Source organism: Spirosoma terrae, assembly GCF_010435915.1.
Taxonomy (GTDB): Bacteria; Bacteroidota; Bacteroidia; order Cytophagales; family Spirosomataceae; genus Spirosoma; species Spirosoma terrae.
Genome location: NZ_JAAFZH010000008.1, coordinates 201,010 through 219,197, shown reverse-complemented (window position 1 = coordinate 219,197; position 18,188 = coordinate 201,010). Strand labels below are relative to the sequence as shown.

Sequence of the window (18,188 nt, the reverse complement as noted above, 5' to 3'; positions counted from 1 at the left end):
ATCTGCTGAATTGGCTTTACATAAATATGCATTTATATAAATTGCCCCACCTTTTAACGACTGCCAATGAAAGTAATCACCATTGCCCACCAGAAAGGAGGGGTCGGCAAGACTACTTTGGCCATTAACCTGGCGTACTGTTTCGCCGAAGATGCCAAAGTAGCTATTGTCGATACGGACCTGCAGGGTTCCGTTTCCGATCTGAAAGAATTTTTGTCGGGCGTCGACATTGTTGATCTGGAGCTGCTGCTATCCAATAAGCTCTCCGACTATGACTTGGTCGTTGTTGACACGCCCCCGTATCTGTCCAACCGGCTCAGCGAGCTGTTCGCGCTCTCAGATTACGTGCTGGTACCAACCAAGGCTGGTATTCTGGATGCGATGGCCATTCGAGCCACGATCGCCCTGCTGCAGCAAAGTATGAGCCTTAAACCCACTCTCAAGGCCGGTATTGTACTCAATATGGTTCTGTCCCGTACCAGCCTTACCGAAGAGGTTAAAGAGATTCTGACCGAGTACGCCATTCCGTTACATACAACAGCAATCAGCCAGCGCGTCAGTTATACCCGTTCGCCAATGACCAATAGTGTCTTTGGTAGTGAGGATCAGCGCGCCAAAGATGAAGTGATCGATTTGGCCGGTGAGATCTTGGACCGGATGAATGCCAGCTAGATAAATTATTCCTTATCCGTCTTATAGGTTTTATCTATGAGATTCACACCAAGACGCCATGAGCAAAGATTATCAAGAAAACCGCAAACGGTTAGCGGAATCTCTTAAGAAAGATCCCCCCAAAACACCCATTCAGGAAGTACGGCCAGTGGAAACTGAACCCGTAAGTCCTCCTGCTAAAACGACCGAAAAGAAGCCGGACGAAGTGCATTTTAACTTCTGGGCGGATCGCGTGTTGATGCAACGGGTTAAGATCCATTGTGCCAAGACGGGCAAATCCATTAAGGAAGTGTGTACAGAAGCATTGCAGGCTTATTTACCCGCCGATTAAGGGCATGCCAACAATAGAAACGAGTTAGAAATACGGGAAAACTACCCTATTTCTACCTTGCTCTTACCAATAGCTTTGTGGCTTTTCTATCACAGAAGCACTATGTCTATTATAGCCATCACTGTCCTGCTCCAAGGTAAAGACCAACTTCATGAACCAAAACTTATTTTGGAAGGCCTACCTATCACGATAAGAACTCTAGACGGAGAGAAATGGGAAAATAGTTCAGTCAAACTACCAGTCGACAACGTTTTGAATATTCGATTAGAAGTTTTTGGGGTACGAACAACAGAATGGACATTGACAATCAATTATAAATTGACTGGCGATGAATTATATAAAAAGAAGAGTGAAATCGGTAAAAATATAGGAACTGATGAACCTGAAGATGTCAACACCTCCATATTAGTGGACAAAAAAGAATTAGGAGATGAGAAAGATGCCAACATAACTGAAATCAATGTATGAAATTTTTCTCTGCTCTTATAGTATGCTGTGCCTCTTTTAACTTCGTATATGGCCAGAATTCTTTAATTCAGGACACCAAAGGTGAGACGTCTTTAATTATAAATCAGAATTCAAATAGGTTATTATCTATTAATGTAGCTGATGCGAGTATTGGACTATCAGTTTTGGACAAAAACAGTGGCAAGAAGAGCTTTTGGGGGGGGCTGGCCAAATTTAAAACATCTGAAAATGTTGCTACATTATTAACCGGAAATGTATTCAATCCTTCTGTTGATTTGAGTGCTTATTTAGGGAGGTATATTAAATCAGACCGCGGCAAGGTTAGAATATGGTATGTCGCTCCTAGTATAAAGCTAGATGCTTTTAAAGTTCTTGAATCTAATAGTTTAAACAATAAGTATTTTTTTGGTGGATCAGTTAAAGGTGGATTTAATAAAATAGGTAAGGCATTTAAAGGAACTGCAATAATTGGTTATTCTGGATCGATTGGATATCTGAATAATACATCCGATTTGAAAACAGTTGATGTTTACACACGAGTTGAAATTGATTCAACTGTTATACTGAAAAATAAGAAATCCGGTTTTGTTGATAACTACCAGAAATTTTTTGGAGCCCGTTTAAATATTGATTACGCTGTATTTCCTTTCAAAAATTATGGCTATATATCAATAGCGGTTTATGGTAGGGGGCAGCTCTGGGGATACCAACCTACTCAGAAAGCAGGTATTGGTATTTTTGTAGGCCAACAGGGAGCTCCAACCAAGATCGTAGCTGGTATCGCCTATCAAGTTAATGATATATTCAATGCTGTTAGCGATGAGCCAACCTTTCTCAAACGGACGGGAGTGAATTTAGTTGCTGGCTTCAACTTCTAGATACACTGTATAGTTCTATGTTTAAAACTTCCTGCTCCGTTCGCTTTGCCGTTTACGTGCATGACAACTCGAGCATAATCCCTGTTTGTTACTAAGATCCCATTTATCCCCGCCCTGGTTAATGGGGGTAATGTGATCAAATACGGTAGCCGGCGTTACCTTTCCTGTTTTCTGACATTCCGCGCAAAGCGGATTATCTTTCAAGTAAGCAGCGCGCTCCTTCTGATGGCGCCGGGTATTGTAAACGTCCCGGTTTGCGTTAGTGTCTACTTTTGGCTTTGTTGTTTTGGATTGGATCCAGGGGCGAGTCACTTTGTGAATAATAGGCATATAGTACGGTGGATATCGTTTGATTAATTATATAAATATATAAATAATCATTATAAATAAGAATCTTTTACTGACCGGGTAAGATCATGTCCGAAAATTAAAGAGGAATGAGTAATTGATCGCTTTTGCCAGCGTTGCATTTTGTAACGCTATAACAATAAGCTAAGCAGGATCAGCGTGACAAATAGTAACGCTAGCTAGATGTAGGTCAGTAGTGATGCAAAACCAATTTCAGATTCTCCAATAGTAGCTGTTGGGTGTTAGTTATTCGACTCTAACCATCTTGAAGCCTCCGTATCAAAATTACCCAATGCACGCCTGATAACCTCTGATTGATTATCGGTCTCTGTGCTTATCAGCTCATGGCCATTACTACGCTTTTCATTCTTTCCAGCTTCTTGGAGTATAGCTTGCACAGCAGGGTTTATCTGGGCGAAAGCTTTATCTCTTGAATCGATAAGCTCAACTGGTAAAGCCATAGATCCTAAGAAATTAGTAGTAAATTCTATTTTCTTGATCAAATTACCCATAGCATATTTGGCTTTACTCGCCTCACCATAAGTCAGATTACCAATCGACATTTTCAGGTTGTGAAGCTTATCGATATCAAGCTTTAATTGCTGCTTATTCATTGGTAGTAGATGAGTAATTTTAATTATTTGATATCAAATTGAATATACGAGCTTACCAATATTTTAAATGTAAAAGATCTCTTTTTACATGAAAAGGCCTGCACAGTCCTGTACAGGCCTACCTGCGCAATCTTTGCAGGTATTGATGGAATGGATAGGTAGACAGAAACTACTTAATAGACATCTTTTTAATCAAATTAGTCAGCTGAAAGCTAGCTTAATTTTTAAGGCAATCAATGGGAACATCCACACTTACAGATTTTTTCGATTGCTCCTGTTTCGCCTTAAAAAGCTTGACGTGCATGGCTATAATAGCATCAGCAACTTTAGTTGAAGATGAATCATCCAAATTCGCAAGCGCGCTTGCTTTTAACAGAATAGCATGAACGGGTATATCGCCTAGAGCATGAGCAATGCTACTCAATGTACTCAATGTCGGTACTCTGTCATTACTTTCTATCATAGAAAGAGCGGATCGTCCAATCGACAATTTATTGGCCAGGTCGACCTGTTTTAGTCCCATAAGTTTTCTGATGTAAGTTATGGAACCGCCCACATCTCCTAAATTCGCCAAAGGATCATTCGGCGCTAGTTCTATAACGCCAGATTGTCCAGATGTTGGACTAGTTTCAGGGATCGAATAAGGCATACTCAAACCGTCAGTCGGGTTATTTAGATCGGAATCATCCGATTCCTTTTGTGGTTTAACGCGCACATAAAGCACAGCACCTGCATCAGAAGCTGTAAAAGGATCTTTATGAGCAAGGGCCACTAAATCAGACTGCTTTTTTACAGGAATGCAAACAACAGCGCCTCCATTGTAACCCAACCCTGTCAATAAACTTTCTAAATCCAGTTTCATTAAGTCAGCTATTTTTTCAGAATTATCGGGTTTAGTATAGGCAAATATTTGATTATTTTTAGGATGGTTGTGGCCATCGTAACTAGAAATACCACTAGATGAATCTTCTGAGAAATCATCAGAAATAGCATCCGAAAACTGAGGAAAAGATAGCAAATACATGGTCAAAAATGTTTAAAAGTCTATCTTACTTTTAGGTCACGCGCAATTATGGTATAGGGGAACCTAAAATCCCCTATACCTACTCATTTCTTGTTTTATAGAAACAAGACCTCAAATGCTGTATGAACTCCTGCATGAACCGCACCTGCAGTAGCTCCTTTCAGCATAGTCAGCATGTACTCGGCGTAGCTGACTTTATGCAAATTGGCATGATCCCGCTCTGGGTCACGAGGTAAGTGTTCCCAATTCCTTAAAAAGGTCAAATACAACATTAACGTTGCATTATTTGGATCTTTTTGGAGGGACTCCTCTGCACTGCTAATAAGTAGCTTTATTTCGCTCAGAGAGACACTTACTTTGTGATCGTCAAACAGGGGCGCATTGGTAACTTTAGCTTCCATGGGTTGGGGCTGGGGATGAAGAAGATAGAACTATGCACCTCCTAATGCTACACAATCAGTCTAGATGACTGCCAACGTTAGTCTAATATTTAGACGTCGCTTCGAGCAACCCCACCATGCCTCCCGCACTTAGGGATTCATTAATTCTGTCACTTGTAGTGAACAAATCTAATAACCCTATTTATTGATTCCAAACAAATCTGAAGAAAAATGTCACAAGTAGTGAATTTTTAATAGGTAGAGGAAATAACAGCCAATGAAAAATTTCAGGTTTTGACTAACCCCTTAGCCGAAAAAAGTAAAGATTAGTTAGGTCGTAGCCGATCGTTAGTGGAGGAAGCCAGATGAGTTTTTATCTGATTCGCTTTTCCTATTTGGAATAGTAAGTGTAGACTATTATTGAAAAACCATCTGGCATTAGATTCTATAATACTAGCAGTAGATGCCCAGTTAAGGATGCCTATTGACATCGCCATACCCATCGAATACAATATCACCAGTGGCAGACTCTGCGAACTGTTCAATGTCATCAACGAGACCTTGGGTCCGTATTGGCGCAAAGACTCTTATTTCAGTATCGGGAAAGGCTTCTGAAAGACGGAGTGCGCAAGCGAAAGACGTCCTTCCTCTAGTTAAAACATCATCTATTATTGTTATCCGTTTCGGTGAGATCACTTCCAATTGTTGTACAACCAAGCTTTTATATTGGTCTTCAATTGTTGGTCTATTCCCCGGTGATGAATTTGCCGACTTTTGTATTGCGTAAGCTCGCTGTAGGTAAGGCATAACTATTTGGGCAAGACCAACATTGACAAGTTCATCAGCGATCAACTTAGATGGCCATAAGCCCCCTGTTACTAAAAGGGAACTTCTTGGTACTGGAACAAGCACAACATCATCTCCAAAGAAGTCATTAAAAATATCTGATTTTTCATATTGACCCTTAAAATAGTTGGCAAAATTGTTTAGTGTTTCTGCGTTCCCATTTTTCAGCCTATTGCAAGAATCCCTCGAGCGTATCGATAGACTAGAACTTCCTCTTGGAGAATAATTTGCCACTGTCGCATACCTAAGCGGCGAAATCTGAGTAGCATTCGTCATTAATTATGCCCGATGGTATGGTATAAAATAAGTCATCAAAGTTGTCTTGAGTTAGCAACTGAGCGCCGTACTTCATCATTTCTTCAGCCCACGATAATTTTCTTTCTCTAACTAGATTTTCTAATAAATACAATGGTCTTCCCAGCCTTAAGGCTTCCCAACCTTGGTGAACAGTGCCACTTTTCTCTGACGCTTCGATGACAATGGTTGCATGGCTTATCAGGGCCATGGTCCGGTTACGAATCGGGAAATTTTTGGGTTGAAAAGGAGTATACGAGGGAAATTGAGAGATAACTAATTGGTTATCGGCTAATCGTTCAAAAAGTTCTTGGTTGGATTTTGGATAAGGTTTATTCAAAGGAGTTCCTAAAACAGCTATTGTTCTGCCGTTGTAGTTCAATGCAGTCTGGTGAGCAACGGTATCGATTCCTTCGGCAAGACCACTCACCACAGTAATCCCATTTTCAACTAAACGCCTTGAAACAATTATGGCCCTCTTTACTCCATTAGACGTAGGCTTTCTGCTACCGACTACGGATACACGCCCCCCTCTTCTTAGTAAATCTAGGTTGCCAGAGTAATATGCTTTAGGTGGAGCATGTTTCTTTTCATACTCATTTAAAGCTCCGATCGTTTCTGGAATTGAGAAAGAAGGAAATTCTTCATTTTCTTTCAAGTCTCTCCAATTCATATAGTCTACCTCTTTTTCGTTAGCAAAGTGTGTGTTTTTATTTTTTTAATCAAGTTAAAGCACTTATGTGGTGCTTTAGGGCAATTCTGCATCAACTGGATTAGTAGATTTTACATCTCTGAGTTTGCACGATTTAATAATCTTTGTACCTGCATGGGATGGAACTCAAAACCCCGTGCCGTTCTGAACCCATACTGGTTTAACTCCTCGGCTATTTCAGTATAGGTTTTCTTATCCTTGCGCAATTTCTTGGCCAACCCAACCGCCTTCCGAGCTTCAACATTAGATATCGCCTTGGCCCGGTTTGCCTGAGCGCCTTTCTGCTGGGCTGCGTGGGTCATGTTCTCTGGCTTACCTAACTGTACACCCTGGGCGATCTTAGTCTGTAATGCAGCCTTTGTTCGTGAGCTGATCAACTCGCGCTCATGCTGAGCCAGCGTTGCAAAGATTCCGATCGTGAGCGTATTAGCATCTGGCATATCAACGCACTGAAAGCTTACCCCAGAATCCTTTAGCGCAAAGATAAACGATGCATTACGGCTCAATCGGTCGAGCTTGGCAATCACAAGAGTTGCTCCTGTCTTCTTGGCGTGATGAATAGCAGCCGCTAATTGAACCCGTTGGTTATTCTTGCCCGATTCTACCTCCGTGTATTCAGCAATGATGCTGCCCTTTACAAAGCCAGCCACGGCGGTACGTTGTGCCTCCAGTCCTAAACCCGATTCGCCTTGTGCTCTAGTTGAAACACGATAATAGGCTACATACATAGTTGATCCCGTAGTAGTAGAGATAGTTGATTTCTTTGCCACGATGTAAGAGGTTTACTTATGTTGATGCTACGTCCTTTTTTGTTCTGTTATTTGCTCTATTAGTTCCTTGTTGTACTCAGCACAAGCAGCCTCCTCTTTTTGGGTTAGCTCCTCAACATAGGCCTTCAATTTTTTGCCGCTGTTGAGCGCATAGTATTTCATTGGATGAGGTAAAGGGTATGCCTCAAACCTAGCAGGTTCCGCTTTATTGTCGGCAAGAAACAAAACCTTTCCCTCTAAGTTCAGTGGGCGCAAACTTTGATCAGGGTGAAAAGGCGTTATATCAATTAATTTGCCTAGAGGAGAGCGCCAGACTGCATGATTTGTTGCTACTAAATATCCAACCTCAGAAATATCAGGCGCAAACTTGTGGCTAAAATGCCAGCCATATTGAGCGCTCCCCCCTTCGCGAGCAACTTTGTCGTCAACATTTTGATAACAAGCATTTACTATTGCTCTAACATCAGGTAGGTGCTGAACATCTTGTACAGAACTTGACGCCCCCTTAATCTCTTTTGCGAAAGTCCGAAGATGGGGTTTCATTTCTTTAATAGTCATATTCATAATAGCACTCCATCAAGTAAAATAATGCTTTTATACTCTCTTTTTAACAACTCTTAGACGACCGTTTAAGTCTTGTTAAAGATAGTGTATTAATATTGTTTATACAAATATTTCCGCTAAATGTATTAGTATTGTTCATACAATTTGCTAATTTTAGCAAACCCAAAAAATTATACTAATGCCCAAAGAATCAGCAACTTTAACGCTTAGGCTCAGCACAAGGCTAAAGGAGGATTTCCGCGCAATGTGTGATGAGGACGAAATTGATATGTCTGATAAGGTGCGTGAAATTATTGCCAATCTGGTAAGAAGTCGTAAACGCCAAAATGGTAAAGCCGAGAAGCAGGAAGCATAACTTCCTGAAAATCAATTATAAAACTATCTTCTCGACGTATGATCAAACCACTTATTGCTCAATTTGCCTTTGCGGGCACCTCTGTTAACTCCGACCGGGCGTGTGGCTATCTGTTCGATCTGGATTTAGGCTACTACCGAGCAGCCTACCAGGGCGGAGAAACTGAAGAGGTACTCAACATCCTAATGTGCACAGAGTATTTTGAAATCAAACTGCGACGCTACATCGCCGGCTTCTACAAAACACAGCGCTCACTGATGGCTGAGGTGCGTATGTTTCTGGCAGAAAGTCCTAAGGGCGCTCCTGAGATTATCCGGTCCATCATCCAGTCGACGCGAACGTTTTTTCTTGAACAGGAATGGTATGAACTAATGCCCCGCCTGGAAAAAGCCGCCAAGCGAATCGAGTCTCTGCTTACCTCAGCTCCTTTATGAATCCAACAACTGAGCTCCTTCAAAACGAAATATACCCGGCTCTGTTCGGCGTGTTACCTTATGCCCTGCCTGAATTCGAGTTCATCAAAATTGCCAATGGCTACAAATCCACGACAACCCGAAAGATTACTGGCGAAGAAGGCGACAGTAGAGGCAAGGTATACGTATACGAGCATTCGCCAGGCTACATAAAAGATTACCGGGTCGGCTCGCTTTCTCTGTGGGACTACGTTCAGGAGCGGGATGGGTTGACCGAGGCCAAGGATGTTGTTCGACGACTGGCTGAAATGGCGGGCGTTGTTTTGCCCGAACAGCAGCTTACACCCGAGGAGGCCGATCGCATCAGACAAGCGCGTCGGCTGGCTGATACCTGGGAGTGCGCCAACGACTATTTTATTGATTGTCTGAGCGGGCTTACCAACGAACAGGCTGCTTCGGACCGGGCCACCAAGGTTCGACAGTATTTGTTGAAGCCACTATCTGAGAACGGACGCGGCTATGGTACCGACGTATTGCGCTTACCGGGTCAGGAACGGGACCGTGAATCGATCAAGCTGGAACTGGGTTTTATGCCTGGTCTATCACTACTGAAAGAACATCTCACTAGCAAAGGTTTCTCAGAAAGTGAAATACAAGCAATTACTGCTACTATTGACAATCCGCAAATCGGATCCCAGAATGTGCTGTCATTTCCATATCGGGATCATACCGGCCGGATCCGGGGTATGGCGTTTCGGACGATAGAACGGGGCATAGAGCCTAAATATCTATACTCCCGGTTCGGTCAAGGGGAACGGGCTTCGATTCTGTTCAACCTGAAAGCCGTTTCCAAAGATACCGATCTGGTCATCGTCGAGTCTCCGCTTGATGCGCTGCATGCGGCAGCACTTGGCATTAAAAACGTTACGGCCCTGGGCGGATCGGGCGATACCCTAAACAAATCCCAAATTAGTCTGGCTATTCGGCTTGGCATGCGTAAGATAACGCTGATGCTCGATAATGATAGTGAGGATGGCGTTGAGCGGGCTGGCGCCAAGGGTACCGACAGTGCTATTGCCTTTCTGCAAAAAGAGTTCCCAACCTTACGTATATACGTTGGCCAGTATCCGGCGGGTGTAAAGGATCTGGATGAGCTGCTTGCCACCCAGGGCAAAGAGGTTTTTTATCAGGTAAAGGAAAATGCTATAGCCGCCTGGCGGTATCAACTGGACCGGATCTTTACGCAGTATGCAGCCCTGCAGCCTGAGAACGGTTACCTAGGTGACAAAGAACAGGATGCCATGATTGGCGATATCGTCAGCACAGCAGCCAAACTTACTACCATTGACCGGGATAGCTTTATTAGTGCCTTTGTATCAGATCGGGGCGTCCAAGCTTTAGGCATCAGCCGGAATAGTGTTGATCAGACAGTCGAAGCAATCCGTAAGGCCGAGCTTAATAAAAAGCAGAGTGAAGATTTACAGGGTTTGCTGCGGGACGCCAAAAAAGCAGGCGATTCCGGATCCACTGGCGAAGCGTTGGATCTGCTGGATAAACGAGCCCGTGAGATCAAGAGCGTCAACAAGGCTGATACGTTTGCGGCTCTAACAGCTGTCAGCTCGGAAGACGAAATTAAGCGACGGATTGCTTCACGTCCCGAGTCACTGGATTCAGGCTTTACCATTGATCGGGAAGCATTGCTCATTCCGGCTGCAGCGATCTCCATCATCGCCGGATCCACCTCTCACGGTAAGTCTATACTACTAGCTAATCTGGCCCTTAATCTGGCTAAGTTATATCCTCATAAGACGTTCCACCTCTTCAGTTATGAAGTGGATGAGGAACGATATCTGATCAATTTGCTCAATAGCTACATCGGCAATGAAAACCTGGCGTATAACAACCGGGAATCGATCGAGCACTACTTCCGGGGTAAAACATCAATCCGACGGAAAGATAAACTAGATCCTACCAGAGAAACGACCTGGCCACTGTTCAACAAGGAGATGCAGGCTCTGTTTGATCAGAAGAAAGAAGGCTTTTTCAGGCAGCTGATTGATTCGGGCCGACTTAAGGTCCACTACGTAACCTATGATTCGGATACGCTAATTGATGCCATTCGGTACCTGAGTAAGACTGAGCCACTGGGAGCGGTACTAGTCGACTATATGCAGTTGATCTACACGCCCACCGGCAAGATGCGTAACCCATCGCGGCAGGAGGAAATCAAACAGATGTGTATCGATTTCAAGGATATTGCCCTGGAAACAGGCCTGCCCTTAATATTTGGGGCCCAATTCAACCGGGAGGTGAATAACTTGGTTCAGATGCACGCCACAAAGCTGGGAGAAGCGGGCGATCTGGAGCGTATTGCCGATCTTATTATCGGAATCTGGAATAACAGTCGGAAGTATTCCGGTACGCCCACCAAAGCCGAACTGGCCACCATCGAAGAGCGGGTCGGCGTGGATCCCAATCCTAACACCTGGTACGTTGAAATTCTAAAACGCCGGGGTGGACGGGTTGAGGTTTGGGATATTTGGGACTATCTTGCTAATGCGGCCAAAGTATCCAGCAATAATAAATAACGTAGTACAAACCCTACCCTAAGCAACAATACAATGACCGAGTTCACCTTACTACATGATAACCCTGCCCTTTCGTACACCCTTTCGGAGAAGGATGGAATCACCTTTGAACTAGGTCCGGACGAGCGATCAATACGAATTGAGAATCTGCAATTCACGCACCTATTTTTCCTGTCGATGTCGCAATTGATGGCTAATCCAAAGGTGCCGGAGAATCTGCGAAAAGATGTAGAGGTAGCGTTCGAATTTCTGACCAATACCCTTGACCAAGTAAAGGTTGAACTTGAAAAGGACGATACGACTATCAAATCAACGGGCTTTACTCTTAAAAAAGAGCATTTGTTTGTTCTAGTCGATGCTCCGCCGGAAGACCTGAAAAGAGCGAATGAAATACAAGCCAAACAACGGACTGGTACCGCAACGGGAGATGAGTTAAATGAGCTGACTAATCTCAAGCTGGGAGAGCGGGCTATTCCTAACACAGAGGAACACCTAGTTGCCTATGTAGAAAAGTGCCTGAAGTTGCCAGGTGTATTTACTGCTCTTCGAATGGCCGTTATTTCCTTACGGGATCTGAAGGAATCCGAACAGCAACCTAGTCAGGAGACACCGGAAGAAACCACTGGCCAGCTGCGACTTTTCCCCAATAGCAATGAGATCGACCCAAGCAAGCAGTATGGTGTGCCCAAATACATTGCCGATGGCCTAAACCGGGTAATCAAGTCGATGAGTAACAATGCTATACTTACCCAGTACGAGCAAGGAAATTTTGCAAAGACCCGTAACAATCCTTCCTACAAAGTACCTTCCGCCAACAAACGGGCAGAAACTGAAATCGTTTTTGACCGTGAGCGTGTAACTATTGCCGGAGCCAAACAGTTTGCCGAGCGACTCCTGAAAATTAAAGACGCGAAGGTATTGCAGACGTTCTTTGCACTAATGAAGTATGCTAACATAAAGGATACCTCTAGGTTCATTGATGTCCCCATCAGCGAAGTCATGGAGATAGTACTTAAATCGACCGGCGATTGTAAGTTTAATTCGGCTCAGCGTAGGGAATTTAGCGAGATTGTCGAGTACCTATCTACCATTTCGATGAACCTTAATTATATCGGTGAGGAGGTTAACAAAAAGACAGGCAAGAGCAAACCTGTGCTGCAGGAAGAAAAGGGAGTAAAGCTGTTTCGGATGATAGCTACCTACTCAGTGAAAAAACCGTTTCAGAGCTTATCCAAAGAAGAGCTTAAGGAAGAACATTTTGATAAAACCGTTATTACCAAGTTTTCGGGCGAGATCTTGCCCAATCATGGTCACTTATTTACGACCCGTGCCAGTATCTACTTCGATAGCCTCTTAAAGCTGGATGCCAATAAAGATGCTAAAGCCGTATTGTTAGGCTTTTTGATTCAAACCCGCTTCAACCAGTTATCTGATAAGGAAAAGTGCATTGAGCTGGACAGAGCCTACCTGGTGCAACAGTGCGAGTACGAACGGACCGATAATACGAAACCTAGTAAGGCTACCAAGCAAATCGCCAATGCGCTGGATAAATTACTGAAGGGTGGAATTATTTCTAAATACGTTGGCCTTACCAATAACAACGCTGATAAAGTCCGGATTTATCCACCCCTGGCAAAAGCAATAGCATCTGCTTAAGGTATTTGAACTCGGGAACCGCTGACTATATGGACAATAGTTCAGACCATAGGGTCAGCGGTTCCCATTCATAGGGTCAGCGGTTCCCATTCATAGGGTCAGCAGTTCCCGACTATAGGGTCAGCGGTTCCCATTCATAGGGTCAGCGGTTCCGGGAGCCCGCTTTAACACCCACAGAGAGAGACGATTAGGAGACTGATTTTTCTTATTAAACTAATTAAACAGATTAAACCAATTAAGCTGATTAATTAGTTTTGGAAAAAGGGTCCGCTTACAGCTACCCCTTTCCAAAACGCAGAGGATAATTTCGCTTATAGTTACTCACCAGGGAAAGCATTTCTGGGCACGCGCCAGTTCGGGATTATCCCGGTTCGCCTTAAAAGAGTTCTTGATAAGAGTAATCTTTATTAATCGATTATTACCCAGTGTTAGGAATCCCAACGCTGACGGTTTAAAATCGAAACCCATAACTAACCTACCGAACCATGTACAATAAAAAAGCCCTTCGATTGAAAGCTAAGTTCACAGAGTCCTATCCAGCCACTACACTCTATTGGCATAGATGTAAGTTCACTGGCAAGCTCTTTTGTTCTCCGATCCGGCGCGTTACCTATTCCAATGAAGGGTTAAAGCTTAAAAAAGAACAGGATCAACAGATCAAGGAGGCCCGTAAGCTGTCGTGCCGGTTATACATTCGCCAATGTCCTAAGACCAAACAATGGTATAGCAGTCCTGACCGCATTTGGACGTACTCGAATGAGGGCAAGGCTCTGGCTTACCAGGCTTCGCTAGAGCGGGATCGAGCTCACCGGCAAAAACCAGAAGTAAAGGAACGTGAACGGATCCGAAGTCAACGTCGTTGGCAAGCAGTTAAACAGCGTGCCGCTGCTACAAACGTATAAAGGGTAGGGGTACCCATTTACCTAGGCTTGATAGTGTTGTAGATCGCTGTCTAAATCTAGCTACACTCGTGCAAAATAATTAGGAGGGGGTTACCCATAGCTTACAATGCCTGTATCTGATCAGTATAGGCCGATTAATAGTACCAAAGCTCTGCTGTGAATGGTGCCTGAAGAGGCATGAACTATGGTTAAACGGTCTTTATTCCAGCTACCCATACCCCTAGGGGCGGGTTAGATCCCTAGACTAAGCTTGCTTTGTAGATCGCTGTATCCCCAAAAAATCCGCGCGTCAAAATTCAGGAAAGGGTTATTGGGTCTGCATAGCCAGGTAAGCTCTTGTCTTCATGCCAGCAGGGTAGTTACTGTAGACCGTATAGCTATCAAAAGAAATCCATGCCAAATTCAGGGGGTGGGGGTATAGGCTTCTAGCCTTCCCGAGATTGTATCCCGGTTGCCCCGGCTTTGTAAACCGTAGTATCAGCTAAAAATCCGCTCGCCAATAAGGTGATTAATTACCCCTGTACGGAATGTGGGCATTAAGTTACAAGCTGATTGCTGTATACCGTAACTATACGGAAAAAAGCGCTTGTCAAAATTCTGAGAAAAATATAGTAATAGTTGATGTTAATATGCCTGAATACTAGTGAGTTGAATCAAAAAAATAATTCAAAGAAATTAGCCGTTACTCATGATGAATAATAATCATGAGTAACGGCTAATTTCGCTTAGTTAGGCGCCCTAATGCAAGGTAAGGGGCATTATCTAGGATAAAAACTGAGGTATTTTTTCCAATCCTTTTCAACTAGTGAATCGCTGAGAGGATCCTCACCTTTTTCTGAGTTAAAAAGCTCTAGACATACTCTGGAATCAGCTGATTCAGCTGCTCCTTTGATAAAATTAGGTAGTTGATCTTCATGCAGCTTATCCCACAGTACTAGGCAGTCTTTACGCTCGTGAAAACAATATCCGAACTCGATCAGCATTCCTGTTAACTTATTAGCTTCACCTTCAGCTAATAAGCTATGATACAACATAATAAATACCCTACTCTTTCGTAAACTACCAATTAACCTATCAAATAAAAGTCTTGACCTTGATTCGATATCGGCATAGTCTTTAACAGATTCTTCTTCGAAAAGAGTGAATACTTTCCCCTTGCAGTCGTACCATTCCTCCAATTTAGACTTTAAGAGTAAAACTTTATTTCTGAACTTCTCATACTCTTCGGGAGGTAAGAGCGTTGCTGGCCCAGACAAGAAGAATTCGTAGGTATATTCAGAAACCTCGGCTTCATTGATATATTGAAAATTTTCATCACGGTTCCATTCGTCAATATGTTTAGTAGTAAAACAGTTGCGAACAGATATGAAACTTTGTGATTTCCTGGCAAAAGTTTCTTTTACGCTATATGGTAAGGATTGAAACCCATGAATTTGATCAGGCTTAATCGACTCTGGTTTATCAGGTTTGTATTCCTTTACAAAAAAGATTGCTTTCTCCTTGTCGTCCCTTTCATGGATCGGGCCAATCTTGTTGAATAGTATCTTTCCGGAAATAATGTTACCCCGTCTACTAACATTATGATATTGGCCAGTAAGCCATGGCGAATTGCCACCTTCATCCTTATATAATAAAATATGTAGGTCGCGTTCACCATTATGCTTTAATTCAAACAGGTATCGCTTGTCTCCATCATTATGCATCTCGACTTTCCCCTTGTAATTACAAAATTTAGGAGTACTTTCCCCTTCTTCAGGAAAGAAGTCGTCGTAGTGGTATATCGTTACGTCGTCGGGCGATATTATTTCAACAAGCAAACGAAGAACTCCTTCGCGAGTCCTGCCATTGAATTCTTCAGCATGGTAGCAATATAACCACCAAGCTGTGTTGGATAGATTTTGCAATGCTGGTTTCATTGAGTCAGGTTTTTGTATTGGTTTTAGGTTGTTGTTTCTAAGGTGATCCAGTAGCTGTAAATAATAGTCCTTGTTTTCGTAATACTGGTTTACGCCCCTTTTAGTCAACAGCCATTTAGATAATGCAGCTATCCTTGAATTATATTTTTTGCCCTGGAATTCAGAAGGTTTGTTTAAAACATAGTCAATGTAATTACGGATATTATCTTTTGTAACAGTTATATTTTCCCCTCCAACATTCTGAATTTCAATATTTCGACTAAGGTTGACTCTGTTTTGGTGAGTGATTCTATCTAAAGGTAACAAGATATCACACGCCTTAAAAGCGTTGCTCAGTACTAGTTTAAGGTCTTCTGGCTTGTACTCTGGTTCTGAGGAATTATTGTGTTCAGTCTGTTCCATGTCTGGTGTGATAGGTTTAAACTCAAATCTATACTAATCTATACTAATCTATACTTTACCCCCTCTTACTTCATATTTCTCAATTCTCATATTTGCTCAACGACCATTTCTCTTACTAAAAAACGTCGTTATCAGCTCGTTATGTGGATAATTCACTTCTCAATCGTCCTGTTACTGACGCTTGCGTCGTTAGTAGCTTCAGGTCAGCCTGTTGGACCACCAGTGCTGATTGTGCTGGCCGTTGATGCATCTAAGTCAGCGCTTCCAGTTCCTAAACCAACTGTACGGCAGCTTCGGGAAATTGAAGCTTTACTGCTCGAGAATAACACGAGTGGGACGATAGCATTTGCCGTTATTGGGAATCCCAAACCCGAAATGCGCCACTTTTACCGATTCAATTTAGAATCGTTGCCGGTTGTTAAATCCAATGTAGTCCTTACGGTACAGGCACAAATACGCCGCCAAGCTCAGCTTGCGATGGCTGAAAACCGACGGCGTAGTATTGAATGGGAAGCACTCTATCAACAAGTAGTGCTTCAGTATAAGCCAAATGGCTCTGAATTATCTAACGTAAGCGAGGTCTTCGCCAAAGCGACCATTCTTCTTCGTGAACCTGCGTATAAAGGTTACCGTAGGATACTAGTGTTCTGCTCTGATTTGAAGAATGAGCCGAAACGGCCTAATGCTGTTGTGCCGTGGTCAATTTCCCTAAACGGTATACCACAACTCACTGTAATAGGCACTGGTGCCAGCGACCCGAATCCATTTACCGGGTTATCAAACTACGTTGTCTTAGCTGACGTCGCTGGTTTAGTTCCTGCTATCAAAGCAATTCTTAATCCATAACTAATTATCATCATGAAAAAAGATTCCTCATTTATGGACGGTGCCCGGCATTATGCTAGCCAAGCTGCCCGGCATATCAAACGAATGACCGAGCTTGTGGGAACACTTCACGGGACAGGAGGGCCTAAAGGCCAGGTGGGCAAGGTTGAGCAGCTTAGAGAATGGATTGCGATTATGCTGCCCTGTTTTGTGTTGTTATTATGCAGTGCCAATATTCTGACAGCTGCAGTGGAGATTTATATTCAGCAGCCAATATGGCAATGTCTTTCGCCCGATGACTTATATGTCGGTTGGCTTGGCGCAATAGCTATGGTCCTTGTTGGGGCGTACGTCAGCCATTGTTTTGCTAAATTCTTTGTAGGCGAGTTACGGGACTGGTGGATTTATATGCGAATGAATCGTAGTGACCGGCCAGATTTGGATGATGTACGAACAGCATGCCAACAGGACACGCAACGGGATGCAATAAAAGGTCTGATTATACTTTTGCCAACTGCATGGTGGGTATATCACCTTACCGTGTTACGTGTCGAATTGGAAGCTCAGGCAGCTGGCATGGAACCTGTATTTACTCCTTTAGATTGGCTGCCTACAGTTGTCTACGTACTTAATGCAACTGTAATGGGAGTCTTCTGGGAGTACGTCTTTAAAAAACAAGCTTTGATTCGTGAAATAAGCAAGCTGGAAGCGCTCCTAAAAGCTGCCCATGAAGCAGCAACATCAGCAGCACAAAAAGCGAATGAAAATTTCCGTCAGGCTCTTGAGAACAAAGAACCAGAGTCAGCTAATCCATCAAAGGAGGTTCGACAGGTACTGGATTGGTATAACAAGACAACTGGTCTTAATTATAATATGGATCTGGTGGAATCGCTTGATAACGAAATCTTGTTCATTTTCTACAATGAAACCCAGCCGTTGAAGAACGAGCCTCTTATTGTATGGTTGAATGACAATACTCAGTTGCCCGTGATATATACTGACCATGGGGGGATTGCCCTAGCTCGCTGGAGCGGACCTCAGCAATCAATCAGCCATATTCGGCTTCTGCATAAAGAAATATTGATAACAAATGGTCCTTGGTTACCAGGCACGCACGTTAAAATTGATGTCAGCGGTCAACTACCTAAACCACCTGTCCTATCTCTAAACTAATCTGTGGATCTACTGGCGAGGAGGTTTCCTCGCCAGATAACAAAACTCTTCTATGAA

20 protein-coding genes are annotated in these 18,188 nt (G+C 43.2%); 11 read left to right on the top strand and 9 right to left on the bottom strand.

Features of this window, described 5'->3' with window-relative positions; all coding sequences use genetic code 11:
* The first annotated feature begins 66 nt into the window (after nucleotides 1–66).
* The 4 genes from GK108_RS18410 (at nucleotide 67) to GK108_RS18395 (ending at nucleotide 2,349) form a co-directional block, all read left to right on the top strand.
* Nucleotides 67–672 (top strand): ParA family protein, encoded by a 606-nt coding sequence (locus GK108_RS18410; protein ID WP_163951760.1) that lies wholly within the window; start codon nucleotides 67–69, stop codon nucleotides 670–672.
* Nucleotides 673–730: 58 nt separating this feature from the next.
* Entirely contained in the window at nucleotides 731–1,003 is a 273-nt protein-coding gene (locus tag GK108_RS18405) for a hypothetical protein (protein WP_163951758.1), read from the top strand.
* Nucleotides 1,004–1,105: 102 nt separating this feature from the next.
* Nucleotides 1,106–1,471: a hypothetical protein gene (locus tag GK108_RS18400; protein WP_163951756.1), complete on the top strand. Its 366-nt coding sequence runs from the start codon at nucleotides 1,106–1,108 to the stop codon at nucleotides 1,469–1,471.
* On the top strand, nucleotides 1,468–2,349 hold the full coding sequence (locus tag GK108_RS18395) for a hypothetical protein (protein ID WP_163951754.1): 882 nt from the start codon (nucleotides 1,468–1,470) through the stop codon (nucleotides 2,347–2,349). The genes GK108_RS18400 and GK108_RS18395 overlap by 4 nt, the downstream gene beginning before the upstream one ends.
* Before the next feature lie 21 nt (nucleotides 2,350–2,370).
* Here the strand turns inward: GK108_RS18395 and GK108_RS18390 are convergent, their stop codons facing one another.
* The 8 genes from GK108_RS18390 to GK108_RS18355 all read right to left on the bottom strand — a co-directional run bounded on the left by GK108_RS18390 (nucleotide 2,371) and on the right by GK108_RS18355 (nucleotide 7,901).
* Nucleotides 2,371–2,679, bottom strand: coding sequence for an HNH endonuclease (locus GK108_RS18390; protein WP_163951752.1), 309 nt, complete (start codon nucleotides 2,677–2,679; stop codon nucleotides 2,371–2,373).
* A gap of 260 nt (nucleotides 2,680–2,939) precedes the next feature.
* Nucleotides 2,940–3,311 (bottom strand): hypothetical protein, encoded by a 372-nt coding sequence (locus GK108_RS18385; RefSeq protein ID WP_163951750.1) that lies wholly within the window; start codon nucleotides 3,309–3,311, stop codon nucleotides 2,940–2,942.
* A gap of 217 nt (nucleotides 3,312–3,528) precedes the next feature.
* The gene (locus GK108_RS18380; RefSeq protein ID WP_163951748.1) at nucleotides 3,529–4,335 is read right to left on the bottom strand and encodes a helix-turn-helix domain-containing protein; all 807 of its coding nucleotides are present in this window, start codon (nucleotides 4,333–4,335) and stop codon (nucleotides 3,529–3,531) included.
* A 95-nt stretch (nucleotides 4,336–4,430) separates the two neighbouring features.
* Entirely contained in the window at nucleotides 4,431–4,736 is a 306-nt protein-coding gene (locus GK108_RS18375; protein WP_163951746.1) for a hypothetical protein, read from the bottom strand.
* 450 nt (nucleotides 4,737–5,186) lie between these two features.
* A complete protein-coding gene (locus GK108_RS18370) occupies nucleotides 5,187–5,795 on the bottom strand; it encodes a phosphoribosyltransferase (RefSeq protein ID WP_212592833.1) in 609 nt (202 codons plus the stop codon).
* A gap of 10 nt (nucleotides 5,796–5,805) precedes the next feature.
* Nucleotides 5,806–6,528 carry a DNA-processing protein DprA gene (locus GK108_RS18365; RefSeq protein ID WP_163951744.1) on the bottom strand — a complete coding sequence of 241 codons (723 nt, stop codon included), beginning with the start codon at nucleotides 6,526–6,528 and terminating at the stop codon, nucleotides 5,806–5,808.
* Nucleotides 6,529–6,638: 110 nt separating this feature from the next.
* Entirely contained in the window at nucleotides 6,639–7,295 is a 657-nt protein-coding gene (locus tag GK108_RS18360) for a recombinase family protein (RefSeq protein ID WP_163951742.1), read from the bottom strand.
* Between the two features lie 69 nt (nucleotides 7,296–7,364).
* On the bottom strand, nucleotides 7,365–7,901 hold the full coding sequence (locus GK108_RS18355) for a hypothetical protein (RefSeq protein ID WP_163951740.1): 537 nt from the start codon (nucleotides 7,899–7,901) through the stop codon (nucleotides 7,365–7,367).
* Between the two features lie 178 nt (nucleotides 7,902–8,079).
* On the opposite strand from GK108_RS18355, the gene GK108_RS18350 reads away from it, so the two are divergent.
* From GK108_RS18350 to GK108_RS18330, 5 genes are all read left to right on the top strand, one after another.
* Nucleotides 8,080–8,256: a hypothetical protein gene (locus tag GK108_RS18350; protein WP_163951738.1), complete on the top strand. Its 177-nt coding sequence runs from the start codon at nucleotides 8,080–8,082 to the stop codon at nucleotides 8,254–8,256.
* A 38-nt stretch (nucleotides 8,257–8,294) separates the two neighbouring features.
* Nucleotides 8,295–8,690, top strand: a complete 396-nt coding sequence (locus GK108_RS18345) for a hypothetical protein (RefSeq protein ID WP_163951736.1) — start codon at nucleotides 8,295–8,297, stop codon at nucleotides 8,688–8,690.
* Nucleotides 8,687–11,257, top strand: coding sequence for a DnaB-like helicase C-terminal domain-containing protein (locus GK108_RS18340; protein WP_163951734.1), 2,571 nt, complete (start codon nucleotides 8,687–8,689; stop codon nucleotides 11,255–11,257). The genes GK108_RS18345 and GK108_RS18340 overlap by 4 nt, the downstream gene beginning before the upstream one ends.
* Before the next feature lie 33 nt (nucleotides 11,258–11,290).
* Nucleotides 11,291–12,913, top strand: coding sequence for a hypothetical protein (locus tag GK108_RS18335; RefSeq protein WP_163951733.1), 1,623 nt, complete (start codon nucleotides 11,291–11,293; stop codon nucleotides 12,911–12,913).
* Between the two features lie 485 nt (nucleotides 12,914–13,398).
* Nucleotides 13,399–13,815 (top strand): hypothetical protein, encoded by a 417-nt coding sequence (locus tag GK108_RS18330; protein WP_163951731.1) that lies wholly within the window; start codon nucleotides 13,399–13,401, stop codon nucleotides 13,813–13,815.
* Nucleotides 13,816–14,573: 758 nt separating this feature from the next.
* On the opposite strand, the gene GK108_RS18325 is transcribed toward GK108_RS18330, so the two are convergent.
* Nucleotides 14,574–16,133 (bottom strand): hypothetical protein, encoded by a 1,560-nt coding sequence (locus GK108_RS18325; RefSeq protein ID WP_163951729.1) that lies wholly within the window; start codon nucleotides 16,131–16,133, stop codon nucleotides 14,574–14,576.
* Between the two features lie 141 nt (nucleotides 16,134–16,274).
* Here GK108_RS18325 and GK108_RS18320 point away from each other — a divergent pair, with 141 nt between their 5' ends.
* Both GK108_RS18320 and GK108_RS18315 read left to right on the top strand, forming a co-directional pair.
* Entirely contained in the window at nucleotides 16,275–16,979 is a 705-nt protein-coding gene (locus tag GK108_RS18320) for a hypothetical protein (protein ID WP_163951727.1), read from the top strand.
* A 12-nt stretch (nucleotides 16,980–16,991) separates the two neighbouring features.
* Nucleotides 16,992–18,131, top strand: a complete 1,140-nt coding sequence (locus GK108_RS18315; protein ID WP_163951725.1) for a hypothetical protein — start codon at nucleotides 16,992–16,994, stop codon at nucleotides 18,129–18,131.
* Nucleotides 18,132–18,188: the final 57 nt, after the last annotated feature.

Bases quoted from the DNA above. Each gene is read 5' to 3' on its own strand.
- GK108_RS18325 (WP_163951729.1), bottom strand. From the start codon at position 16,133: ATGGAACAGACTGAACACAATAATTCCTCAGAACCAGAGTACAAGCCA.
- GK108_RS18405 (WP_163951758.1), top strand. From the start codon at position 731: ATGAGCAAAGATTATCAAGAAAACCGCAAACGGTTAGCGGAATCTCTT.
- GK108_RS18390 (WP_163951752.1), bottom strand. From the start codon at position 2,679: ATGCCTATTATTCACAAAGTGACTCGCCCCTGGATCCAATCCAAAACA.
- GK108_RS18400 (WP_163951756.1), top strand. From the start codon at position 1,106: ATGTCTATTATAGCCATCACTGTCCTGCTCCAAGGTAAAGACCAACTT.
- GK108_RS18355 (WP_163951740.1), bottom strand. From the start codon at position 7,901: ATGAATATGACTATTAAAGAAATGAAACCCCATCTTCGGACTTTCGCA.
- GK108_RS18395 (WP_163951754.1), top strand. From the start codon at position 1,468: ATGAAATTTTTCTCTGCTCTTATAGTATGCTGTGCCTCTTTTAACTTC.
- GK108_RS18315 (WP_163951725.1), top strand. From the start codon at position 16,992: ATGAAAAAAGATTCCTCATTTATGGACGGTGCCCGGCATTATGCTAGC.
- GK108_RS18380 (WP_163951748.1), bottom strand. From the start codon at position 4,335: ATGTATTTGCTATCTTTTCCTCAGTTTTCGGATGCTATTTCTGATGAT.
- GK108_RS18320 (WP_163951727.1), top strand. From the start codon at position 16,275: ATGTGGATAATTCACTTCTCAATCGTCCTGTTACTGACGCTTGCGTCG.
- GK108_RS18365 (WP_163951744.1), bottom strand. From the start codon at position 6,528: ATGAATTGGAGAGACTTGAAAGAAAATGAAGAATTTCCTTCTTTCTCA.
- GK108_RS18350 (WP_163951738.1), top strand. From the start codon at position 8,080: ATGCCCAAAGAATCAGCAACTTTAACGCTTAGGCTCAGCACAAGGCTA.
- GK108_RS18345 (WP_163951736.1), top strand. From the start codon at position 8,295: ATGATCAAACCACTTATTGCTCAATTTGCCTTTGCGGGCACCTCTGTT.
- GK108_RS18330 (WP_163951731.1), top strand. From the start codon at position 13,399: ATGTACAATAAAAAAGCCCTTCGATTGAAAGCTAAGTTCACAGAGTCC.
- GK108_RS18375 (WP_163951746.1), bottom strand. From the start codon at position 4,736: ATGGAAGCTAAAGTTACCAATGCGCCCCTGTTTGACGATCACAAAGTA.
- GK108_RS18385 (WP_163951750.1), bottom strand. From the start codon at position 3,311: ATGAATAAGCAGCAATTAAAGCTTGATATCGATAAGCTTCACAACCTG.
- GK108_RS18340 (WP_163951734.1), top strand. From the start codon at position 8,687: ATGAATCCAACAACTGAGCTCCTTCAAAACGAAATATACCCGGCTCTG.
- GK108_RS18360 (WP_163951742.1), bottom strand. From the start codon at position 7,295: ATGTATGTAGCCTATTATCGTGTTTCAACTAGAGCACAAGGCGAATCG.
- GK108_RS18335 (WP_163951733.1), top strand. From the start codon at position 11,291: ATGACCGAGTTCACCTTACTACATGATAACCCTGCCCTTTCGTACACC.
- GK108_RS18410 (WP_163951760.1), top strand. From the start codon at position 67: ATGAAAGTAATCACCATTGCCCACCAGAAAGGAGGGGTCGGCAAGACT.